Here is a 22,877-nt window from a genome sequence, read left to right as displayed (position 1 = left end):
CGCTTCCATGCCGATCTCGGGGCGCCAGCCCAGCTCCTCGATGGTGTTGTCGATCTTCGGCACGCGGTGCTGCACGTCCTGGTAGCCCTTGCCGTAGAAGTCGCCCGACGAGGTCTCGACGATTTGGGTGAGGCGCGCCTGCTGCGCGTATTCCGGGTAGTCGGCGGCCATCTTCAGCATCATCTCGGCGAGCTCGCGCACCGAGTGGATATTGTCCGGGTTGCCGATGTTGTAGATCTTGCCGCTGGCCACGCCGCCGGGATTCTCGATGATGCGCATCAGCGCGCTGATGCCGTCGGCGATGTCGGCGAAGGCCCGTTGCTGCGCGCCGCCGTCGACCAGCCTGATCGGTTCGCCGCGCACGATATGGCCCAGGAACTGCGTCACCACGCGCGACGAGCCTTCCTTCGATTCGAAGATCGAGTCCAGCCCCGCGCCGATCCAGTTGAAGGGGCGGAACAGCGTGTAATTGAGCCCTTGCTCCATGCCATAGGCATGGATCACGCGGTCCATCAGCTGCTTGGAGCAGGCGTAGATCCAGCGCGGCTTGTTGATCGGGCCGTAGACCAGCGGCGAGGCGTCGGGGTCGAATTCCTCGTCGCCGCACATGCCGTAGACCTCGGAGGTCGACGGGAACACCAGGTGCTTGCGGTACTTGACCGCGGCGCGCACGATCGGCAGGTTGGCCTCGAAGTCCAGCTCGAACACGCGCAGCGGCTGGCGCACGTAGGTGGCCGGGGTGGCGATGGCGACCAGCGGCAGCACCACGTCGCACTTGCGGATGTTGTACTCGATCCACTCCTTGTTGATGGTGATGTCGCCCTCGAAGAAATGCATGCGCGGGTGGTCGACGAGGTCGCCCAGGCGGTCCGTGTTCATGTCCATGCCGTAGACCTCCCACGGCGTGGTTTCCAGGATGCGGCGCGTCAGGTGGTGGCCGATGAAGCCGTTGACGCCGAGAATCAGTACTTTCTTGACTTGCATGCGTTAAGGAGTGGCAGGGGGAGTGGCAGGGAAATCGGAAACCAGCCGGCGCGTCTGGCGCTCGCCGGCCAGGGCAAAGTTGGCCACCGCAACGCGGCGCCAGTCGCGCGCGATGACATGCATCGGCACGCGCGCGCTCAGTTCGGCATACGCTTGCGGCGACAGCAGCGCGACGGCGCGCGGGCCATGCTGCCAGGCGTCGACGAAGGCATCGACGGTCGGCAGCCATTTTTGCGGCTCCTGCGCGGTGCCGAAGGCCAGCTCGTCGGCCTGCGCCACCATGGTCAGCGGATGGCGCAGGTAGAACGGCAGCGTGTGGTCGAGCATGCCGACACCGTACAGCGGCATGCCGGGCCGCAGCACCCGCCCGATCGGCGCGACCATGTCGATGCCGGAGGCGGACCGGCCGATGGCTTCGTGGCCGAGCAGCGCGACCGAAAACGCCAGCAGCATGCCGAACGCATAGCCCGTGACGCTGGCCATGCGCCCGTGGCGCCGAAGCAGCCACAAGGCCGCGGCGGCACTGGCCATCACCAGCGCGCAAGCCAGCGCCGCCCAGATCGCGTAGTGGCGGTACAGCGCATTGGGCGTGTTGTTGGCATCGAGGGAGGCCACCACCGGGCTGGCCAGCAGGCCGATGGCACCGAGGGCCAGCATGGCGCGCACTTGCCGGGTCCAGGCACGCTCGCCGGCGTGCGCCAGCGCCACGCCGCCCAGGATGCCGAGCGCGGGGAACACCGGCACGATGTAGCCCGGCAGCTTCGAACCCGACAGGCTGAAGAAGCCGAAGATGGCCAGTGCCCACAGGGCCGCCAGCAGCGCGGGCTGGAACGGCAGGTGATTGCCGGCTGTGTGCGCCACGCCGGCGCGCTGCGTGACCGCGCGCACCATGCCCGGCAGCAGGCCTAGCCATGGCAGGAAGCCGCCGGCCAGCAGCGGCACGAAGTACCACGGCGCGCCGGTGCGCGCGTGCGCGGTCGAGGTATAGCGCTGCCAGTGCTCATGGATAAAGAAGAAGCGCAGGAATTCCGGATTGCGCCGCGCCACCAGCCAGTACCACGGCACCGCCACCAGCAGCATCAGCGCGATCCCGGCCGGCGCATGCAGGCGCCGCCATAGGGCCAGGTCGCGCGTCACGGCGGTGTAGAGCACCAGCACCAGCCCCGGCAGCGCCACGCCGACCAGCCCCTTGGTCAGCACCGCCACGCCCATGGCCACCCAGCACGCCAGCATCCAGCGGCGGCGCGCGGCCGGCGTCGCCGCCGGATGCTGCGCCAGCAGCAGGCTGGCCAGCACGCAGGCCATGGCGCCGGACAGCGTCATGTCGAGCGTGTTGAAATGCGCCGCGATATTCCACATCGGCGCACTGGCCAGCACCAGCCCGGCCATCAACCCGGCGCGCGCGCCGAACCAGCGCGCGGCCGCGAGCATCGATACCCCCATCCCCGCGGCGCCGGCCAGCGCCACGCATAGCCGCGCCTGCCAGTCGCCGATGCCGAACAGCGCATACGACACCGCCGTCATCCACATGTGGAACGGCGGCTTTTCAAAGTACTTCAGGCCGTCGTAGCGGATCGTGACCCAGTCGCCGCTGCGCAGCATCTCGCGCGCGATCTCGGCATAGCGGCCTTCGTCCGGACCCAGCAGGTGGCGCATGCCGAGCGTGCCGAACCACAGCAGCGTGAAGGCCAGCACCACCAGCACCGGCATCGCGGCGGCGCGCGCGGCATGCCCGGGCACGGCGGCCCGGGGGAGCAGCCCGGGCGCGGCGGCAAGGCGGTCGTAACGGTGCGGCATGCGGAAGCGGGACAGCATGGGCAGAGCAGGGTGGCGCGGCTCGCGGGACGCGGCGGGGGGCGGCCGGGCCGGCGCGGGCGCAGACGCCATGTCCACGCCGGCGAGGCGCGCCGCGTTGTACGGGCAGGCAATTGAAAGGTGAGCGGAGCATAATCCGCGAACCTTAATGGCACATTAAGCGGCGCGCGCACCGGGCCGTGATACCTCCGGGCCACTCCAGAGCATGAAACTCCTGATTGTTGAAGACGACCCGATGCTGGGCGACGGCCTGCGGCGAGGCCTGCAGCTGCTCGACTACGCGGTCGACTGGTTCCGCAACGGCACCGATGCCGAGCATGCGCTCGGCCTGGCCCACTACGATGCCGTGGTGCTGGACCTGGGCCTGCCGGGCGACGACGGCATGACGCTGCTGGCGCGCTGGCGCACGCGCGGCAGCCGCATCCCGGTGATCGTGCTGACCGCGCGCGACGCCGTCGACAGCCGCATCGGCGGGCTCGATGCCGGTGCCGATGACTACCTGGTCAAGCCGGTCGCGCTCGACGAGCTGGCGGCGCGGCTGCGGGCGGTCACGCGCCGTGCGGCGGGCATGTCGGCGCCGGTGTGGCAGCACGGCGCGCTGGCCTTCCACCCGGCCGCGCGCCAGGCGTACTGGCAGGGCAAGCCGGTCGAGCTGACCAGCCGCGAAGCCATGCTGCTGGAACTGCTGCTGGCGCATCCCAACCGGCTGCTGACGCGCGAGGTGCTGCGCGACAAGCTCTATGACTGGCAGGGCGGCATCGAGAGCAACGCGCTCGAAGTCCATATCCACCACCTGCGCCGCAAGATCCATCCGAAGATCGTGCGCACCTTCCGCGGCGCCGGCTACACGCTGGGCGCGGCCGAGGATTGCGCATGACGCTGCAGCGCAGGCTGGTGCTGGCGGTGCTGGTGGCCGCGCCGGTGGTATGGCTGTTGACGCTGGGCATGACCTATGTGCGCGCGCGGCACGAGATCAACGAGCTCTATGACACCGACATGGTGCGCATGGCGCTGCAGATGCAGTCGGTGGTGCCGCTGGTCGACATCACCGCCGGCATGTCGCGCGCGCGCGTGCCGCGGCTCGACGAAGGCGACCTGGGCGATGCCGGCCTGGGCGACCTCGCCATCGCCGCCTGGCTGCCCGACGGCAAGCCGCTGCATATCGATCCCGACGGCGACAAGCTGCCGCGCGCCGAAGGCGTCAAGGGCTTTACCGACGTCACGCTGGATCAGCAGCGCTGGCGGCTCTATTACCTCGACGATCCCGACACCGGCTGGCGCGTGTGCGTAGGCCAGCAGCTGGGCGAGCGCAATGAGCTGATCCTGTCCTACATTGCCGCGCAGGTGCTGCCATGGGCGGTGGGCCTGCCGCTGCTGATCGGCCTGCTGATCGGCTTCATGCGCCGCGCGATGGCGCCGGTGCGCATGCTGTCCGCGGATATCGAGGCCCGCGCCGCTGACGATCGCCGTCCGCTCAGCCTCGATGCCGTTCCCGGCGAACTGGTGCCGCTGGTGCACGCGATGAACCGGCTGCTGACGCGCGTTTCCGATTCGATCGAACATGAGCGGCGCCTGACCGCCGATGCCGCGCACGAGATGCGCACGCCGCTGGCGGCGCTCAAGGCGCAGTGGGAAATCGCCGAGCGCTCGCCCGACCGCGACGAACGCGCGCTGGCGCGGGCCAATGTCGCCGCCGGCATCGACCGTATTGGCCGGCTGGTATCGCAGTTGCTGACGCTGAGCCGGCTCGAAGATGCCGCCGGGCTGCCGTCGCGCCAGCCGGTCAACTGGGTGCCGGTGGCACAGCAGGCGCTGTCCGACTGCCTGCTGCTGGCGCAGCAGAAGCAGGTCGACGTGGAGCTGGCCTGGCCGCCGCCGGACCAGGCTGCGTTGCCGGTGGCGGGCGATCCCGCGCTGCTGTCGCTGCTGCTGCGCAACCTGCTCGACAATGCGATCCGCTACAGCCCGCCGGGCGCGCTGGTGCTGGTCGATTTCCGGCCCGACAGCATCACCGTGCGCGACCAGGGGCCCGGCGTCGCGCCGGCGCTGCTGGCGCGCCTCGGTGACCGCTTTTTCCGCGGCGGCGCCGGGCAGCACGAGCAGGGCCACGGCCTGGGCATTTCCATCGCGCGACGGGTGGCGCGGCTGCATGGGCTGGAGCTGGCGTTTGCCAACCGGGCCGGCAGTGGCGACGGTACAGACAGGGGCCTGTCCGTGCGCATCGCCCGCGGCGCCTGAAACGAAAACGCCCCGCACGGCAAACCGTGCGGGGCGTTGTACCCGGGGCAGGCGCGCTCAGCGCTTGAGCTTGGCGAACGCGGCGGCCATGGCGCCGGCCGGCTCCGGCTCGCGACGGCCGCCGCCGAAGCCCTTGCCGCCGCCATTGCGCTGGCCGCCACGGTCGTTGCGGTCGCCGCCCCCCGCGCGCGCCGCGGCCTGGCCGGGCTCGTCGTCTAGCCGCATCGACAGGCCGATGCGGTTGCGCTTGACGTCCACCTCCATCACCTTGACCTTGACGATCTGGCCGGCCTTGACCACTTCGTGCGCGTCCTTGACGAACTTGTTCGACAGCGCCGAGATATGGACCAGGCCGTCCTGGTGCACGCCGATATCGACGAACGCGCCGAACGCGGCCACGTTGGTGACCACGCCTTCGAGCACCATGCCGGGCTGCAGGTCCTTCACGTCCTCCACGCCATCCTGGAAGGTCGCGGTCTTGAACTCGGGACGCGGGTCGCGGCCGGGCTTTTCCAGCTCGGACAGGATGTCGCGCACCGTCGGCAGGCCGAACGATTCGTCGGTGAACTTCTCCGGCGCCAGGCCGCGCAGCGCCTCGCGGTTACCCATCACGTCGCGCAGGCCTTTCTTGACGTGGTCCAGGATGCGCTGCACCACCGGGTACGCTTCCGGGTGCACCGAGGAGCGGTCGAGCGGATTGTCGCCGTCGTTGATGCGCAGGAAGCCCGCGGCCTGCTCGAAGGTCTTGTCGCCCAGGCGCGGCACCTGCTTCAACGCGTTGCGGTTGGCGAAGGCGCCATTGGCGTCGCGGAACTCGACGATATTGCGCGCCAGCACCGAATTCAGGCCCGACACGCGCGCCAGCAGCGGCGCCGAGGCGGTGTTGACGTCGACGCCCACGGCATTGACGCAGTCCTCGACCACCGCGTCGAGCGCGCGCGCCAGCTCGCGCTGGTTGACGTCGTGCTGGTACTGGCCCACGCCGATCGACTTCGGATCGATCTTGACCAGCTCGGCCAGCGGATCCTGCAGCCGCCGCGCGATCGACACCGCCCCGCGCAGCGACACGTCCAGGTCCGGGAATTCCTTGGCGGCCAGCTCCGACGCCGAATAGACCGACGCGCCGGCTTCGCTGACCACGATCTTGGTCAGCTTGAGCTCGGGCATCTGCTTCATCAGGTCCTGCACCAGCTTGTCGGTCTCGCGGCTGGCGGTGCCGTTGCCGATCGAGACCAGCGCCACGTTGTGCTGCTTGGCCAGGCGCGCCAGCGCGGCGAGCGAGCCGTTCCAGTCGCGGCGCGGCTCGTGCGGATAGATGGTGGCGGTCTCCAGCAGCTTGCCGGTGCTGTCCACCACGGCCACCTTGCAGCCGGTGCGGATGCCCGGATCGATGCCCATCACCGACTTGGGACCGGCCGGCGCCGCCAGCAGCAGCTCATGCAGGTTGCGGCCGAACACCTTGATGGCCTCGCTCTCGGCGGTTTCGCGCAGCTGCGTCAGCAGCTCGGTCTCCAGGTGCGGCTGCACCTTGACGCGCCAGCACCAGCGGCACACGTCGCCCAGCCACTTGTCGGCGGGGCGGCCCAGCTGCTGGATGCCGACATGGCGCGCAATCATGCCTTCGCACGGGTGCGGCACCAGCGCGTCCTGCTCTTCGCCCAGGCCCAGCTTGACCATCAGCACGCCGGCATTGCGGCCGCGGAACAGCGCCAGCGCCCGATGCGACGGCACCGTGCGCAGGGTCTCGCTGTAGTTGTAGTAGTCGCGGAATTTCTCTTCCTCCGCGGTTTCCTTGCCTTCCATCACCGACGAGGCCACCACGCCGTGGTTCCACAGGTGCTCGCGCAGCTTGCCCAGCAGTTCGGCGGTTTCACCGAACTGTTCCGACAGGATGTCGCGCGCGCCGTCCAGGGCCGCCTTGACGTCGGGCACGCCGCCGTCGGCGGTGGGGTTGCCGTTGACGTACTTCGCGGCCTCGGCCTGCGGGTCGAGCGTAGGGTCTGCAAGCAAGGCCAGCGCCAGCGGCTCCAGCCCGCATTCGCGCGCGATCTGGGCGCGGGTGCGGCGCTTGGGCTTGTAGGGCAGGTAGAGGTCTTCCAGCGCCTGCTTGGTCTGCGCGGCTTCGATGGCGGCCTGCAGCTCGGGGGTGAGCTTGCCTTGCTCCTCGATCGACGCCAGGATCGCGGCGCGGCGGTCCTCCATGTCGCGCAGGTACAGCAGGCGCTCTTCCAGGTTGCGCAGCTGCGTGTCGTCGAGGTTGCCGGTCACTTCCTTGCGGTAGCGGGCGATGAAGGGGACGGTGGCGCCTTCATCGAGCAGCGCCACGGCCGCGGCCACCTGGCGGGGCTGCACGGACAGTTCGGCCGCGATGAGCGCGACGATCTTTTGCGAGACGGATGCGGGCAGGTTGGACATCTTGGAACGCAGCGTGAGACGCAGTCAGTCGAAAGCGGGGCATTTTGCCACAAGCGCGCGGGCGTCCGGTGGGGCCCGTGCCGCGGGTCGGGCGGGCGGCGTTGCGCGCACGTGCGCGGGCGCCCGGGGGCGGGCCGCGGTCCGGCCCGGATGCTAGAATCCGGACATGATCGTCAAGTCCCGCCCGGCCGTCGCCAAGGCCACCCTCCCGGCCATGCCAACCTTCGCCAACGTGCCCGATGTCTTCCTGATCCGCCGCGGCGCCCTGGCCGCCGTGGCCGTGGCGGCGTGCGCCGCGCTGATGCCGCTGCGCGCGGCGCAGGCGCAGGCCTCGGCGCCCGGCGCCGCGCCCGCTGCCGCGCGCGATTTTGCCGCCGAGCGCAAGGCCATCGGCGATTCGCGCGCCTGGACCAACTACCGCTTTGCCGCCGCCGAGCGCGAGTGCTACAGCAAGTTCTTCGTCACCCGCTGCATCGACAACGCCAAGGAAATCCAGCGCGAGGAGCTGCAGGTGCTGCGCAAGCGCGAGCTGGAAGTGGGCGAGGCCGAGCGTGCCCACCGCGCCGCCGAGCGCGACCGCGAGCAGGCCCTGCGCCGCGCCGAGTTCGAGGCCAGCCAGCCGCGGCGCGCCGCCAGCGAGCAGTCCAGCCGCGAGGCGTACGACAAAAAGCAGCAGGAACAGCAGCTGCGCGACGCGCAGCGCCAGGCCGAGGCCCCGCAGCGCGCCGCCAACGCGCAGGCCTACGAGCAGAAGCAGTCCGACTTCGATGCCCGCATGCGCGAGGCGCAGCAGCAGGGCGCGGAACAGGCCCGCCAGCGCCAGGAGAACGTGAAGGCATACGAAGCCAAGCAGCGCGACCTCGAACAGCGCCAGAAGGCGCTGGAAGAGCGGCGCGCCAAGGCCAGGGAGCAGCAACAGGGCGCGGCGTCGGCGCCGCGCCCGTTCGGCTTCTGAGCCCCGGCACGGTGATGGCAGCGGAGGCATAGATGGACAGCAACCTCAATACCCTGGAACGGCGCATCATGGAGCTGCAGATCGAGCACCGCGATCTCGATTTCCTGATCGACCGGCTGGCCGGCGATGTGGTCCATGACGAATTGCAGCTGCGCCGGCTGAAGAAGCGCCGTCTCAAGCTGAAGGACGCCATCACGCTGCTGCAGCTCCAGCTCGAACCCGACGTGCCGGCCTGAGCGCCGACGCGCCCCGGGGCGCGGCGATGGCCGGCAATTGCTGCCGGTTTGCCGCAGCCCATACAACATTCCCCACCTTGTCCGATCTTCCCGATTCCCGCCAGTTGTCCCTGGACAGCGATTCCAGCGACCCCAGCGACGCCGCGGCGCCCGCCCATGCCGCGCAGGCCGATGCCGCCGCCAGCCGCGGCGCCGAGCTTGCCACCATCTTTGCCGATACCGGCACGCTGGCCCAGGCCATTCCCGGCTACCGCCCGCGTGCGTCGCAGCACAAGATGGCCGAGGCCGTCGCCGGTGCGATCGCGCAGTACGATTCCGTGATCGTCGAGGCCGGCACCGGCACCGGCAAGACCTACGCCTACCTGGTGCCGGCGATGCTGTGGGGCGGCAAGGTGATCCTGTCCACCGGCACCAAGAACCTGCAGGACCAGCTGTTCCTGCGCGACATCCCGACCGTGCGCCACGCGCTCAACGTGCCGGTCTCGGTGGCGCTGCTCAAGGGCCGCGGCAACTACGTCTGCCACTACCACCTGGAACGCGCGCAGGCCGGCGGGCGCCTGGCCTCGCGCCAGGATGCGGCGTGGCTGCGCGAGATCGGGCGCTTTATCAAGGAAACCGCCACCGGCGACAAGGCGGAACTGGCGTCGGTGCCCGAGAACGCCCCCGTGTGGCAGATGGTGACCTCCACGCGCGACAACTGCCTCGGTTCGGAATGCCCGTATTACAAGGACTGCTTCGTGATGCGCGCGCGCAAGGAAGCGCAGCAGGCCGACGTGGTGGTGGTCAACCACCACCTGTTCTTTGCCGACGTGGTGCTGCGCGACACCGGCATGGCCGAGCTGCTGCCCGCGGCCAATACGGTGATCTTCGACGAAGCGCACCAGCTGCCCGAGACCGCCACGCTGTTCTTCGGCGAGACCCTGTCGACCAGCCAGTTGCTGGAGATCGCGCGCGATACCGTGGCCGAGGGCCTGTCGCATGCGCGCGATGCGGTCGACTGGGTGGCGCTGGGCGCGCCGCTGGAACGCGCCGCGCGCGACCTGCGCCTGGCCTTCGGCAAGGACAACGCGCGCCTGGCGTTGGGCCAGATCGAGGCCGACCGCCGCATCGCCGAACCCTTCAACGAGACCCTCGATGCGCTCGACGCGGCGCTGTCCGACTTCGTCGAGATGCTCGAGAGCCAGGCCGAGCGCGCCGAATCGCTGCAGCAATGCCACCGCCGCGCGCTCGAGCTGGCCAACAAGCTGGCCGCCTGGCGCACCGATGCCCCGGCCGCGCCGGCACCGCAGCCAGCCGACGGCGAGGAGCAGGGGCAGGAGCAGGGCGGGGCCGCGCCATCCGCCGGCCCGGAAACCGTGCGCTGGGTCGAGGTGTTCTCGCACACCGTGCAGCTGCACCGTACGCCGCTGTCGATCGCGCCTATCTTCACGCGGCAGCGCGGCGGGCAGCCGCGCGCGTGGGTCTTCACCTCGGCGACGCTGTCGGTGAAGGGCAATTTCACCCACTACGCCGCGCAGCTGGGGCTCGACAAGGACCGTTCGCTGACGTTGCCCAGCCCGTTCGACTACGCGAAGCAGGGCCTGCTGTACGTGCCGCGCGACATGCCTGCGCCGCAGTCGCCGCAGTTCACCGATGCAGTGGTGCAGGCCGCGCTGCCGCTGATCGAGGCGGCCGGCGGGCGCACCTTCCTGCTGTGCACCACGCTGCGCGCGGTGCAGCGGGCCTCGGACCTGCTCTACGATGCCTTTGCCGAGCGCGGCCTGAACCTGCCGCTGCTGGTGCAGGGCCAGGCCAGCCGCACCGAGCTGCTGGACCGCTTCCGCGAGCTTGGCAATGCGGTGCTGGTCGGCAGCCAGAGCTTCTGGGAGGGCGTGGACGTGCGCGGCGAGGCGCTGTCGCTGGTGATCATCGACAAGCTGCCGTTCGCGCCGCCCGACGATCCGGTGCTGGCCGCGCGCATGGAAGTGCTGCAGAAGAAGGGCCTGAGCCCGTTTGCCGTGCACCAGCTGCCGCATGCGGTGATCACGCTCAAGCAGGGGGCGGGGCGGTTGATCCGTTCCGAATCGGACCGGGGCGTGCTGGCGATCTTCGACACGCGCCTGGTCGAGAAGCCCTATGGGCGCCAGATCTGGCAGAGCCTGCCGCCCTTCACGCGCACGCGCGAGGCGGCCACGGTGGTGCGCTTCCTGGAGTCGCTGCGCGGGGCCGGTAAGACAAGCGCGGGTGAGCCGGCTGAAACCGGTGACGAGGATCCGGCCGCCGACTGAGCACGACGGGCCGCAGGCAAAAGAAAAACGGGACGGTCATCCGACACGTCCCGTTTTTTATCGCTGCCGGCGCAGCGGCATCTGGTCACTTCCCGTCAGAACACTTCCCACCAGGACTTGTCCTTGCGGCGTGCGCCGTACTTGATGAAGTCGCTCTCCGGGAAGTTCTTCTCCATCACGCGTGCGGTGTCGTCGCGCAGGTCCTTCATGCCCATCGCGTCGTACGAGCGGATCATGATGTACAGCGCCTCTTCGTTGGCGGGTGCGCCGTCGTAGTCCTTCAGCGACTGCTGGGCGCGGTTGACCGCGGCCAGGTAGGCGCCGCGCCGGTAGTAGTAGCGCGCGGCGTGCACTTCATGCTGGGCCAGCGAGTTGACGATGTACTGCATGCGCAGCGTGGCGTCCGGCGTGTACTTGCTTTCCGGGTAGCGCGTGATCAGCGTATGGAAGGCATCGTAGGCGGCGCGCGCGGCCTTGGGATCGCGCTCGCTCAGGTCCTGCCCCGAGAAGCGGCCCAGCCAGCCGAGGTTGTCGTTGAAGTTGATCAGCCCCTTCAGGTAGTAGGCGTAATCGATGGTGGGATGGTTCGGGTGCAGCTGGATGAAGCGGTCCACTGCCGCCAGCGCGGCCGCGGTCTCGCCGTCCTTGTAGTTGGCGTAGGCGGTGTCGATCTGCGCCTGCTGCGCATAGCGCCCGAACGGATAGCGGCCCTCGAGCTTTTCATACAGCTTGACGGCGCGGGTGTAGTCGCCGCCATCCAGGGCATCCTTGGCTTCCGAATATAATTTGTTGGCCGACCAGCCGGCGGTCTCGTCGGGCTGGTCCGCTAGCAGGCCGCATGCCGACAGCATGACGCAGCCGCCTGCGAGCAGAACCGCTCCAATTGTCGTGCGCCAGCGCGCGCGTTTCATGCTCTGCAATTGCATGGGCAATCGTATCCCGGATGAAGAAAAATAGCGTCAAGCATTATAGCCCAAGCCCCCAGCCCAACCCGCAAGCCGGAGATGGCGTGGGAGGACTGCCACCCGAACGGGTGCGCGCCGCCGCGGTGGTGGCCGATTTCGAGGCCAGCGCGGAAGCATTCGACGATGCCGCCGACGCGCCGGCTGCCGCGGCCGACCCGGCCGTGACCCTGTCGCTGGAGGTGGACAGCGCCTCGCATGGCGAGCGTCTCGACAAATTGCTGGCGCGTCACTTCAGCGAGTTTTCGCGCAGCCGCCTGCAGCAATGGATCGAAAGCGGCGCGGTGCGCGTCGACGGGCAGGTGCGCCGTCCGCGCGACGCGGTGCAGATGGGCAACCGGATCGAGGTCCGGCCGCAGGCCGCGCCGGAATCGTCGGCGTTCGCCCCCGAGGACGTGCCGCTCGACGTGGTCTACGAGGACGACACCCTGCTGGTGATCAACAAGCCCGCCGGGCTGGTGGTGCATCCTGCCGCCGGCAACTGGAGCGGCACCGTGCTCAATGGCCTGCTGCATCGCGACCCCGGCGCCGCGTCGCTGCCGCGCGCGGGCATCGTGCACCGGCTCGACAAGGAGACCTCGGGGCTGATGGTGGTGGCGCGCACGCTCACCGCGCAGACCGACCTGGTGCGGCAGCTGCAGGCGCGCACGGTCAAGCGCACCTATATCGCGCTGGTGTGGGGCCGCACCTATGACGAGGGCACCATCGACGCGCCCATCGGCCGCGACCCGCGCGAGCGCACGCGCATGGCGATCGTGCAGACCGCCAGCGGCAAGCCGTCGCGCACGCATTTCCGCACGCTGGCGACGGTGCCGCTGGGGCGGGGTTTCGTGTCGATGGTGATGTGCAAGCTCGAGACCGGCCGCACCCACCAGATCCGCGTGCATTTCGAATCGATCGGCCATCCGCTGGTGGGCGACCCGGTCTATTTCCGCGCCACCCAGCGCGGCCAGCGTCCCGCCATCCGCGTGCCGCTGCCGGTGCCGTACGAGCGCCAGGCGCTGCATGCGTACAAGCTCGGCCTGGTGCATCCGGCCACCGGCAAGCACATGTCGTGGACCGCGCAGCCGCCCGAGGACCTGCAGGCACTGATCGATGCGCTCGACTTTGAAAGCGCGCAGGCCGACGACGAAGACGACGCCTGGGACGAAGTGTGGGAAGGCGGCGAAGCCCACTGGGAATACGCCGGCGATGATGACGATGACGACGACGGTGACGGCGATGAGCGCGACGCCTGATCCCGCCTGGCTGGTGCCGGACTGGCCGGCGCCGGCGCGCGTGCGCGCGCTGTCGACCACGCGCCAGGGCGGGGTCAGCCAGGGGCCGTACGGACTCGCCGGCGGCATGCCCGGCGGCCTGAACCTGGGCACCCACGTCGGCGACGATCCGGCCGACGTCGCGCGCAACCGCGCGCGGCTGGCCGCGTGCCTGCCGTCGATGCCGCAATGGCTGGAACAGGTGCATGGTTGCGCGGTTGCCACCGTCGACCATGTGGGCGCACCGGGCGATCCCGTGCCGCAGGCCGATGCGAGCCTGGCGCTGGCGCCGGGCCACGTCTGCGCCGTGATGACGGCCGACTGCCTGCCGGTGCTGCTGTGCGATACGCAGGGGACGGTGGTGGGCGCCGCGCATGCGGGCTGGCGCGGCCTGTGCAATGGCGTGATCGAGGCCACGCTGGCGCGGATGCAGGCGGCCGCCGGCGGCGCTGCCACGCGCTGGCTGGCATGGCTGGGTCCGGCGATCGGCCCCGAGTCCTTCGAGGTCGGCGCCGAGGTGCGCGAGGCCTTCCTCGCGCAGGCACGCCCGGACGAGCAGGCTGCGGTGGCCGCGGCGTTTCGCGCCGGCGCTCCGGGCAAGTACTTCGCCGACATCTATGCGCTGGCGCGCACACGCCTGGCCCGCGCCGGCTGCGTCGACATCCACGGCGGCGCTGCCTGCACCGTTACCGATGCCGAACGCTTCTACTCCTACCGGCGCGACGGCGTGACCGGGCGCATGGCCAGCCTGGTCTGGCTGGCCGACTGAGCGGCGCTGCCTTACTCGTCCGCGCGCTTCGCCGCCTCGCCGGCCGGGGCGCTTTGCTCCAGCGCGCGTTCGGCCTCGGCCTTGCGCCGGCGCCGGCCGGGCGTGCCCATGATGTAGAGCACCAGCGCCACCGGCGCGACCCCATACATCAGGAAGGTGGCGATCCCCGCCACCACGTTGTGCTCGGTGATCGCCATCATCAGCGCCACGTAGAGCCAGCCAATGGCCACGATGTACATCAGAATTTCATCCTTCTCGACTATGCTCGATGGCCTCGGCAGGTGCGTGTGCTGCATTACCGTCCGGTAGGTCGGGCAGCGCGCGGCGCCGGGGCGGATTTCCGCATTGACAGCGCGCGCGTTGCAAGGCAACAATGGCCTCGAATGTCTCGGAATCGCTGACGATTCCCAGGTTTTTCCGGCAAGCATAACGCATGGCGCTGGCAACCAAGGCGCCGCGCCCGCCGGATAAAAGGGAGCCGCTATCGGAATGGATGCAAGCCCTGGCCGCAGCTTGTGCGAGCCTGGGTTCCAGGCCAGTTCCAGGGCAGATGTGCCGGCTGACCCTCCCGCTTGGGAAGGGCTGGAGCCGGATCCAATCGGATAGCATCTCCCCATGCATAGTGCCGGCCAGGGCAATGCCCGGAGCCGGTTCGAATAGTGACGGCAGAGAGACAAAACTGATCATGGCGACCGGCAAAGGTGCGGCAGCTTCCACGCAGGAAGGCAAGTCCCAACCACCCAAGTTCACGCCGGGGCCATTCGATCCAGCCACCTGGCTGGAATGGTCCCGCCAGTGGCAGGGCACTGAAGGCAACGGCCACGCGGCCGCATCCGGCATGATGGCCGGCATCCCGGGCCTCGATTCGCTGGCAGGCGTCAAGATCGCGCCGGCCCAGCTGGCCGACATCCAGCAGCGCTACATGAAGGACTTCGCCGCCCTGTGGCAGGCGCTGGCCGAGGGCAAGCCCGACGGCACCGGGCCGCTGCACGATCGCCGCTTTGCCGGCGACGCGTGGCGCAACAACGTGCCGTACCGTTACGCTGCCGCTTTCTACCTGCTCAACGCCCGCGCGCTGACCGAACTCGCCGACGCGGTCGAGGCCGATGCCAAGACACGCCAGCGCATCCGCTTCGCGATCTCGCAGTGGGTCGATGCGATGTCGCCCGCCAACTTCCTCGCCACCAATCCCGAAGCGCAGCGCCTGCTGATCGAATCGGGCGGTGAATCGCTGCGCGCCGGCGTGCGCAACATGATGGAGGACCTCACGCGGGGCAAGATCTCGCAGACCGACGAGACCGCGTTCGAGGTGGGCCGCAATGTTGCGGTGACCGAAGGCGCGGTGGTCTACGAGAACGAATACTTCCAGCTGCTGCAGTACAAGCCGCTCACCGCCAAGGTCCATGCGCGCCCGCTGCTGATGGTGCCGCCTTGCATCAACAAGTACTACATCCTTGACCTGCAGCCGGAAAGCTCGCTGGTGCGGCATACGGTGGAGCAGGGCCATACGGTATTCCTGGTGTCGTGGCGCAATCCCGATGCCAGCATGGCGTCGCGCACCTGGGACGACTACATCGAGCACGCCGCCATCCGCGCCATCGAAGTCGCGCGCGACATCAGCGGGGAGGACCAGATCAACGTGCTCGGCTTCTGCGTCGGTGGCACCATCATTTCCACCGCGCTCGCGGTGCTGGCCGCGCGCGGCGAGCATCCGGCCGCAAGCCTGACGCTGCTGACCACGCTGCTGGACTTTGCCGACACCGGCATCCTCGACGTCTTCGTCGACGACGGCCACGTGCAGCTGCGCGAAGCCACGCTGGGCGGCGGGGCCGGCGCGCCGTGCGCGCTGCTGCGCGGGCTGGAGCTGGCCAACACCTTCTCGTTCCTGCGCCCGAACGACCTGGTGTGGAACTACGTGGTCGACAACTACCTGAAGGGCAATACCCCGGTGCCGTTCGACCTGCTGTTCTGGAACGGCGACGCGACCAACCTGCCGGGGCCGTGGTACTGCTGGTACCTGCGCCACACCTACCTGCAGAACGAGCTGAAGGTGCCCGGCAAGCTGACCGTATGCGATGCGCCGGTGGACCTGGGCAGCATCGACGTGCCGACTTATCTCTACGGCTCGCGCGAGGACCATATCGTGCCGTGGACCGCGGCCTATGCCTCGACCGCGCTGCTGAAGAACAAGCTGCGCTTCGTGCTGGGCGCCTCCGGCCATATCGCCGGCGTGATCAATCCGCCGGCAAAGAAAAAGCGCAGCCACTGGACCAATGACGCCTTGCCGGCGTCGCCGCAGCAATGGCTCGCCGGCGCCACCGAGCATCCCGGCAGCTGGTGGCCGGACTGGTCGGCATGGCTGGCCAGCCATGCCGGAGCCAAGCGCGCCGCGCCTGCGCAGTACGGCAACGCGCGCTTCCCTGCGATCGAACCCGCGCCTGGGCGCTACGTCAAGGCCAAGGCATGATGCCCGCGCGTCCGCCGGCGTGCGCCCCGCGCGCGCCGGCGGGCTGCGGGTCCCTGTTTCCATTGAGAGGACTACACCATGACTGACGTTGTCATCGTATCCGCGGCCCGTACCGCGGTTGGCAAATTTGGCGGCTCGCTGGCGAAGATTCCGGCGCCGGAACTGGGGGCGATCGTGATCAAGGCCGCGCTGGAGCGTGCCGGCATCCAGCCGGACCAGGTCAGCGAAGTGATCATGGGCCAGGTGCTCACCGCCGGCTCGGGCCAGAACCCGGCGCGCCAGGCTTCGATCAAGGCCGGCCTGCCGGCGATGGTGCCGGCCATGACCATCAACAAGGTATGCGGCTCGGGCCTGAAGGCTGTGATGCTGGCCGCCAATGCGATCATGGCGGGCGACGCCGAGATCGTGGTGGCCGGCGGCCAGGAAAACATGAGCGCCGCGCCGCACGTGCTGCCGGGCTCGCGCGACGGCTTCCGCATGGGCGACACCAAGCTGGTCGACACCATGATCGTCGACGGCCTGTGGGACGTGTACAACCAGTACCACATGGGCATCACCGCCGAGAACGTGGCCAAGGAATACGGCATCACGCGTGAAGCGCAGGACGAATTCGCGGTGGGCTCGCAGAACAAGGCCGAGGCTGCGCAGAAGGCCGGCAGGTTCGACGAAGAGATCGTGCCGGTGCTGATCCCGCAGCGCAAGGGCGATCCGGTGGCCTTCAAGACCGACGAGTTCGTGCGCCACGGCGCCACGCTCGACAGCATGGCCGGCCTCAAGCCCGCCTTCGACAAGGCCGGCTCGGTGACCGCGGCCAACGCCTCGGGCCTGAACGACGGCGCCGCCGCGGTAGTGGTGATGTCGGCCGCCAAGGCCAAGGAACTGGGCCTGACCCCGCTCGCCACCATCAAGAGCTACGCCAACGCCGGCGTGGACCCGAAGGTGATGGGCATGGGCCCGGTGCCGGCGTCCAAGCGCGCGCTGTCGCGCGCGGGGTGGACCCCGCAGGACCTGGACCTGATGGAAATCAACGAGGCCTTCGCCGCGCAGGCGCTGGCGGTGCACCAGCAGATGGGCTGGGATACCTCCAAGGTCAACGTCAACGGCGGCGCCATTGCCATCGGCCACCCGATCGGCGCGTCTGGCTGCCGTATCCTGGTGACGCTGCTGCACGAAATGAAGCGCCGCGATGCCAGGAAGGGCCTGGCATCGCTGTGCATCGGCGGCGGCATGGGCGTGGCGCTGGCGGTCGAGCGCAATTAAGAAGGGGTGCGCCGGGCGCGCGCATGGCGCGGCCTGGCGGCAAATAACGAAAAGCCAATCAAGGAGTGGACATGACTCAGCGCATTGCGTATGTGACCGGCGGCATGGGTGGTATCGGGACCGCCATTTGCCAGCGGCTGGCCAGGGATGGCTTTCGCGTGGTGGCCGGCTGCGGCCCCAACTCGCCGCGCCGTGAAAAGTGGCTGGAGCAGCAGAAGGCCCTGGGTTTCGACTTCGTCGCCTCCGAAGGCAACGTGGCGGACTGGGACTCGACCAAGGCGGCCTTCGACAAGGTCAAGGCCGAGGTCGGCGAAGTCGATGTGCTGATCAACAATGCCGGCATCACGCGCGACGTGGTGTTCCGCAAGATGACCCGCGCCGACTGGGATGCGGTGATCGACACCAACCTGACCTCGCTGTTCAACGTCACCAAGCAGGTGATCGACGGCATGGCCGATCGCGGCTGGGGCCGCATCGTCAATATCTCGTCGGTGAACGGGCAGAAGGGCCAGTTCGGCCAGACTAACTACTCCACCGCCAAGGCCGGCCTGCACGGCTTTACCATGGCGCTGGCGCAGGAAGTGGCGACCAAGGGCGTGACGGTGAACACGGTGTCGCCGGGCTATATCGCCACCGACATGGTCAAGGCCATCCGCCAGGATGTGCTCGACAAGATCGTCGGCACGATCCCGGTGAAGCGCCTGGGCGAGCCCGAAGAGATCGCCTCGATCTGCGCCTGGCTGTCCTCGGATGAGTCCGGGTTCTCGACCGGCGCCGACTTCTCGCTCAACGGCGGCCTGCACATGGGCTGACCCTGGCGCCCAGCCAGCCGCGCCGGCGACCGCGTTTTGCGGTGCAGCCAGCGCGGCGCACAAGGCGGCGGAGCTTGTATTTCGCCGCCGGTTTCGCGGGCCGTCAAGGCCCGCGAATCATTTCCGGGCGTGCAGCATCGGCTTCGCGGCGCGCCGGTCTACCGGGTTTTCCTTAAGCCTCGTCGCTTTTCTTAGTGCTTTGTTGGGCATAGAATCAGGGCAGCGGCGCAGCCAGCACCATAGTCGTGCAGCATCGCCCTCGCGGGGGCGAGACGGCGGGCCGCGGCGCGCAGCCATGCGCGAACAGCCGCAACACGGCCAACACGACTACAGCAGATGGCGCGGGCGGTACCGATTTGCGCACTGCACCCCATGCGGTGCAGCAGCGCGCAATCAGCGACGACACAAGGACAGAGCACCGATGGCCACGACCAAAAAAGGCGCAGAGCGACTGATCAAAAAGTATCCCAATCGCAGGCTCTACGATACCCAGACCAGCACCTACATCACCCTGGCCGACGTCAAACAGCTGGTGATGGATTCCGAGGAGTTCAAGGTCGTCGACGCCAAGTCAGGTGACGAACTGACGCGCAGCATCCTGCTGCAGATCATCCTGGAAGAAGAGACCGGCGGCGTGCCGATGTTCTCCAGCGCGATGCTGTCGCAGATCATCCGCTTCTACGGCCATGCCATGCAGGGCATGATGGGCACCTACCTGGAAAAGAACATCCAGGCCTTCATCGACATCCAGAACAAGCTGGCCGAGAACTCCAAGGGCTTGTATTCCGGCGAAGCGTTCAGCCCCGACATGTGGTCGCAGTTCATGAACATGCAGGGCCCGATGATGCAGGGCATGATGAGCAACTACATCGAGCAGAGCAAGAACCTGTTCGTGCAGATGCAGGAGCAGATGCAGAACCAGGCCAAGAACATGTTCGGCACGTTCCCGTTCAACCAGCCGGACAAGAAGTAGCAACAAGCGGCGGCGGGCGGTGTGCCCGCCACGCATTCGCACCCGGGCCGGCGCTCAGCCGGCGCTTGCGCGCAGGCGAATCCCCAGCGCCCGCATCACCTTCCAGATCGTCCCGAATTCCGGATTGCCTTCGCCCGACAGCGAACGGTAGAGGCTTTCGCGCGACAGGCCGGTTTCGCGGGCCAGCCGCGTCATGCCGCGGGCGCGTGCGACCACGCCGAGCGCGTAAGCAATGAAGCGATCGTCGTCGCCGGCCTCGGCCAGGCAGGCGTCCAGGTAGGCGGCGATTTCTTTTTCGTTGCGCAGTTGTGCGGCCGAGTCCCAAGGGCGGGTTGGTTCTTTCATGGCTCACTCCAGATCAAGATTCACCGCGAGGTGGCGTGCCCGTTCGATATCAGCGCGCTGGGTCGACTTGTTGCCGCCGCAGAGAAGAACGACAAGAACTTCGCCGCGTCGCTGAATATAGATGCGGTAGCCGGGACCATGATCCACCCGCATTTCGAAGATGCCACCGCCAAGGGCTTTCACGTCGCCTGGATTTCCGTTCAGCATGCGGTCGATTCGGACCTGGATGCGAATCCTGGCGGCGTTGTCGCGCAAGGCGGAGTACCAGCGGTCGAACGTTTGAGTTGTGCGGATGCTGAGCATACCACACCGTAGCCTTTAGGCTACAGGTGTGGAATCACCGATTCCCGAAAAACCGCCCCATCCCAAAGCAGGTAGAATGCGCGCTTTGCCCCATCCGGGGCCACGGTATCGCATCTTTCGGCGGCTCAGTCTGGGACTCGCCTTGTTTGCGCGGCGTCCCATGTTCCACCTTCTCCAATATTCCTGTCCGACGCCGGTGCCCGCGGCGCGGTGCCTGCCATGAGCCGGCTGTTCCTGGCCCCGATGGAGGGGCTTGCCGACTACGTGCTGCGCGATGTGCTGACCGATACCGGCGGTTACGACGGCTGCGTGTCTGAATTCGTGCGGGTGACGGGATCGCTGCTGCCGGCGCGGGTCTATGAGCGCGACACGCCCGAGATCCTGTCCGGCGGCTATACCCGCAGCGGCACGCCGATGGTGATCCAGCTGCTCGGCAGCGATCCCGAGTGGCTGGCGCGCAATGCCGCCTATGCCGCGACCCTGTCGCCGCACGGCATCGACCTGAACTTCGGCTGTCCCGCCAAGGTGGTCAACCGGCATGGCGGCGGGGCGATGCTGCTCGCCGATCCGCCGCTGCTTAACCGGATCGTCGCGTCGGTGCGCGCCGCGGTGCCGGCCAATATTCCGGTGACTGCCAAGATGCGGCTGGGCGTGTCGGATACCGCGCTGGCCATCGATTGCGCCACCGCGCTGGCCGAAGGCGGCGCGGCCTCGCTGGTGGTGCATGCCCGCACGCGCGACCACGGCTACCGGCCGCCGGCCCACTGGGACTGGATCGCGCGCATCGCGGCGGCCGTCGACATACCCGTGATAGCGAATGGCGACGTCTGGACCGTCTCGGACTGGGCGCGCTGCCGCGAAGTCAGCGGCTGCGACGACGTCATGATTGGCCGCGGCGCGGTCTCGGACCCGTTCCTGGCCCAGCGCATTCGCGGCCAGATGGCCAGCACGCCGTCCGCCGAAGAATGGCCGCTGGTGCTGGGCCAGATCGCAACGTACCTGGACAAGCTGCATGCGCGCATCGCCTCGTGCCACGAGCATGGACGCGTCAAGCTCTGGCTCAGCTACCTGAAGCGGACCTGGCCGCAGGCGGACGAACTGCATGCGGCGATCCGGCGGATGCAGGACTCGCTGCAGATCGCGCAGGTCCTGCAAGCCCTGCAACGCGCGGAGTGACTTCGGCGTAACCGTGGCCCGGCAGCATGTCGTGCGTCAGGCGCCGGCAAATTCCGGCAAACGGTTAAAATGCGCGATTGCCTGTTTCGCGCCTGGCGGCCTTGTCTCAGTGATCGACGGTCCGGCCGCCGCGCCTTGCCCCACATTCGGATTCCAACGTGAAAAACCCCTCAGAAGCAACGAACCAGAAAGACCATAGTCCGCGTGTGGGATTCGTTTCCCTTGGCTGCCCGAAAGCGCTGGTCGACTCCGAGCAGATCATCACCCAGCTGCGCGCCGAGGGCTACGCCATCAGCGGCACCTATGACGGCGCCGACCTGGTCGTGGTCAACACCTGCGGCTTTATCGACGAAGCGGTGCAGGAAAGCCTGGACGCGATCGGTGAAGCGCTGACCGAGAACGGCAAGGTCATCGTCACCGGTTGCCTGGGTGCGAAGAAGGATGCGGCAGGACACGACATCGTGTCGTCGGTGCATCCCAAGGTGCTGGCCGTCACCGGCCCGCACGCGCTGGGCGAGGTGATGCAGGCGGTGCACACGCACCTGCCCAAGCCGCACGACCCGTTTACCGACCTGGTGCCGGCCGCGGGCATCAAGCTCACGCCCAAGCACTACGCCTACCTGAAGATCTCCGAGGGCTGCAACCACCGCTGCTCGTTCTGCATCATCCCGTCGATGCGCGGCGACCTGGTCTCGCGCCCGGTGGCCGAGGTCATGCTGGAGGCCGAGAACCTGTTCAAGGCCGGGGTCAAGGAACTGCTGGTGATCTCGCAGGACACCAGCGCCTACGGCGTCGACGTCAAGTACCGCACCGGTTTCTGGAACGGCCGTCCGCTCAAGACCCGCATGACCGAGCTGGTGGCGGCGCTGGGCGAGCTGGCGGCGCAGTACGGCGCCTGGGTGCGCTTGCACTATGTGTACCCGTACCCGCACGTCGACGAGATCATCCCGCTGATGAACAATGGCCACGTGCTGCCGTACCTCGATGTGCCGCTGCAGCATGCTCATCCGGACGTGCTCAAGCGCATGAAGCGCCCGGCCAACGCCGAGAAGACCATGGACCGCATCCGCGCCTGGCGCGAGATCTGTCCGGAACTGACCATCCGCAGCACCTTTATCGCCGGCTTCCCGGGCGAGACCGAGGCCGAGTTCCAGACGCTGCTGGATTTCATTGCCGAGGCCGAACTGGACCGCGTCGGCTGCTTCGCGTATTCGCCGGTGGACGGCGCCACGGCCAACGACCTGCCGGGCGCGCTGCCCGACGAAGTGCGCGAGGAACGCCGCGCCCGCTTCATGGAAGTGGCCGAGGCGGTGTCCGCCCGTCGCCTGCAGCGCAAGATCGGCCAGACCCTGCGCGTGCTGGTCGACGAGGTCAACCAGGATGGCGGCATCGGCCGCTCGTCGGCGGATGCGCCGGAAATCGACGGTCTGGTCTATATCGCGCCGCCGCAACGGACTTCGCAACGCTACCGCGCCGGCGAGTTCGTCGATGTGAAGATCACCGGCGCCGACGGCCACGACCTGTGGGGCGAGGTCTGAGCTAGTCCCGGCGGACGATGCCGGCAAGGCGGCCATTAGGTAAAAGTACGACCGTTCGCTTCGGCTGCGCTGCGGCTATACTGTGCGGTGCAACATAACCTGGATG

General features: G+C 68.3%; 20 protein-coding genes. 13 read left to right on the top strand and 7 right to left on the bottom strand.

Features of this window, described 5'->3' with window-relative positions; all coding sequences use genetic code 11:
- On the bottom strand, positions 1–984 hold a 984-nt coding region (locus AC3FMM_RS30675), incomplete at its 3' end, for a bifunctional UDP-4-keto-pentose/UDP-xylose synthase (protein WP_488688197.1).
- A gap of 3 nt (positions 985–987) precedes the next feature.
- Complete coding sequence (locus AC3FMM_RS30670) at positions 988–2,781, bottom strand: glycosyltransferase family 39 protein (RefSeq protein WP_488688199.1); 1,794 nt, start codon at positions 2,779–2,781, stop codon at positions 988–990.
- A gap of 223 nt (positions 2,782–3,004) precedes the next feature.
- Between AC3FMM_RS30670 and AC3FMM_RS30665 the strand changes: the two genes are divergently transcribed.
- Positions 3,005–3,676, top strand: coding sequence for a response regulator (locus AC3FMM_RS30665; RefSeq protein ID WP_326348289.1), 672 nt, complete (start codon positions 3,005–3,007; stop codon positions 3,674–3,676).
- A complete protein-coding gene (locus AC3FMM_RS30660) occupies positions 3,673–5,037 on the top strand; it encodes an ATP-binding protein (protein WP_488688195.1) in 1,365 nt (454 codons plus the stop codon). Before AC3FMM_RS30665 ends, AC3FMM_RS30660 begins: the two co-directional genes overlap by 4 nt.
- A gap of 57 nt (positions 5,038–5,094) precedes the next feature.
- On the opposite strand, the gene AC3FMM_RS30655 is transcribed toward AC3FMM_RS30660, so the two are convergent.
- Positions 5,095–7,452, bottom strand: coding sequence for a Tex family protein (locus AC3FMM_RS30655; protein ID WP_115709139.1), 2,358 nt, complete (start codon positions 7,450–7,452; stop codon positions 5,095–5,097).
- 166 nt (positions 7,453–7,618) lie between these two features.
- On the opposite strand from AC3FMM_RS30655, the gene AC3FMM_RS30650 reads away from it, so the two are divergent.
- From AC3FMM_RS30650 to yoaA, 3 genes are read left to right on the top strand one after another with little or no spacing between them, the layout of a single operon-like run.
- Positions 7,619–8,407 carry a hypothetical protein gene (locus tag AC3FMM_RS30650; protein ID WP_115709141.1) on the top strand — a complete coding sequence of 263 codons (789 nt, stop codon included), beginning with the start codon at positions 7,619–7,621 and terminating at the stop codon, positions 8,405–8,407.
- Positions 8,408–8,439: 32 nt separating this feature from the next.
- Positions 8,440–8,643 carry a DUF465 domain-containing protein gene (locus AC3FMM_RS30645; RefSeq protein ID WP_018004489.1) on the top strand — a complete coding sequence of 68 codons (204 nt, stop codon included), beginning with the start codon at positions 8,440–8,442 and terminating at the stop codon, positions 8,641–8,643.
- A gap of 26 nt (positions 8,644–8,669) precedes the next feature.
- Positions 8,670–10,910, top strand: a complete 2,241-nt coding sequence (gene yoaA, locus AC3FMM_RS30640; RefSeq protein WP_488688192.1) for a DNA repair helicase YoaA — start codon at positions 8,670–8,672, stop codon at positions 10,908–10,910.
- A 95-nt stretch (positions 10,911–11,005) separates the two neighbouring features.
- Here yoaA and AC3FMM_RS30635 read toward each other — a convergent pair whose 3' ends face one another.
- Entirely contained in the window at positions 11,006–11,836 is an 831-nt protein-coding gene (locus AC3FMM_RS30635) for an outer membrane protein assembly factor BamD (RefSeq protein ID WP_115680050.1), read from the bottom strand.
- Positions 11,837–11,853: 17 nt separating this feature from the next.
- On the opposite strand from AC3FMM_RS30635, the gene AC3FMM_RS30630 reads away from it, so the two are divergent.
- Positions 11,854–13,110, top strand: a complete 1,257-nt coding sequence (locus tag AC3FMM_RS30630; protein WP_115709145.1) for an RluA family pseudouridine synthase — start codon at positions 11,854–11,856, stop codon at positions 13,108–13,110.
- Complete coding sequence (gene pgeF / locus AC3FMM_RS30625; RefSeq protein ID WP_326348292.1) at positions 13,094–13,897, top strand: peptidoglycan editing factor PgeF; 804 nt, start codon at positions 13,094–13,096, stop codon at positions 13,895–13,897. The genes AC3FMM_RS30630 and pgeF overlap by 17 nt, the downstream gene beginning before the upstream one ends.
- 11 nt (positions 13,898–13,908) lie before the next feature.
- On the opposite strand, the gene AC3FMM_RS30620 is transcribed toward pgeF, so the two are convergent.
- Entirely contained in the window at positions 13,909–14,136 is a 228-nt protein-coding gene (locus AC3FMM_RS30620; RefSeq protein WP_115709149.1) for a hypothetical protein, read from the bottom strand.
- A gap of 446 nt (positions 14,137–14,582) precedes the next feature.
- Between AC3FMM_RS30620 and phaC the strand changes: the two genes are divergently transcribed.
- The 4 genes from phaC to phaR all read left to right on the top strand — a co-directional run bounded on the left by phaC (position 14,583) and on the right by phaR (position 19,409).
- Positions 14,583–16,364 (top strand): class I poly(R)-hydroxyalkanoic acid synthase, encoded by a 1,782-nt coding sequence (gene phaC / locus AC3FMM_RS30615; RefSeq protein WP_115709151.1) that lies wholly within the window; start codon positions 14,583–14,585, stop codon positions 16,362–16,364.
- A 78-nt stretch (positions 16,365–16,442) separates the two neighbouring features.
- A complete protein-coding gene (locus AC3FMM_RS30610; RefSeq protein WP_115709153.1) occupies positions 16,443–17,624 on the top strand; it encodes an acetyl-CoA C-acetyltransferase in 1,182 nt (393 codons plus the stop codon).
- Positions 17,625–17,695: 71 nt separating this feature from the next.
- Positions 17,696–18,436, top strand: coding sequence for a 3-ketoacyl-ACP reductase (locus tag AC3FMM_RS30605; protein WP_115662314.1), 741 nt, complete (start codon positions 17,696–17,698; stop codon positions 18,434–18,436).
- Between the two features lie 421 nt (positions 18,437–18,857).
- Entirely contained in the window at positions 18,858–19,409 is a 552-nt protein-coding gene (gene phaR, locus AC3FMM_RS30600; protein ID WP_018004481.1) for a polyhydroxyalkanoate synthesis repressor PhaR, read from the top strand.
- Between the two features lie 54 nt (positions 19,410–19,463).
- Here the strand turns inward: phaR and AC3FMM_RS30595 are convergent, their stop codons facing one another.
- The gene (locus tag AC3FMM_RS30595) at positions 19,464–19,754 is read right to left on the bottom strand and encodes an addiction module antidote protein (RefSeq protein WP_115680057.1); all 291 of its coding nucleotides are present in this window, start codon (positions 19,752–19,754) and stop codon (positions 19,464–19,466) included.
- Between the two features lie 3 nt (positions 19,755–19,757).
- A complete protein-coding gene (locus AC3FMM_RS30590) occupies positions 19,758–20,057 on the bottom strand; it encodes a type II toxin-antitoxin system RelE/ParE family toxin (RefSeq protein WP_115709155.1) in 300 nt (99 codons plus the stop codon).
- A 219-nt stretch (positions 20,058–20,276) separates the two neighbouring features.
- On the opposite strand from AC3FMM_RS30590, the gene AC3FMM_RS30585 reads away from it, so the two are divergent.
- Complete coding sequence (locus AC3FMM_RS30585; RefSeq protein ID WP_488688187.1) at positions 20,277–21,233, top strand: tRNA dihydrouridine synthase; 957 nt, start codon at positions 20,277–20,279, stop codon at positions 21,231–21,233.
- Positions 21,234–21,391: 158 nt separating this feature from the next.
- A complete protein-coding gene (gene rimO / locus AC3FMM_RS30580; protein WP_488688185.1) occupies positions 21,392–22,771 on the top strand; it encodes a 30S ribosomal protein S12 methylthiotransferase RimO in 1,380 nt (459 codons plus the stop codon).
- Positions 22,772–22,877 lie beyond the last annotated feature (106 nt).

The organism is Cupriavidus sp. 207A1, from assembly GCF_057798955.1.
This window is presented reverse-complemented; position numbering and strand designations above follow the sequence as displayed.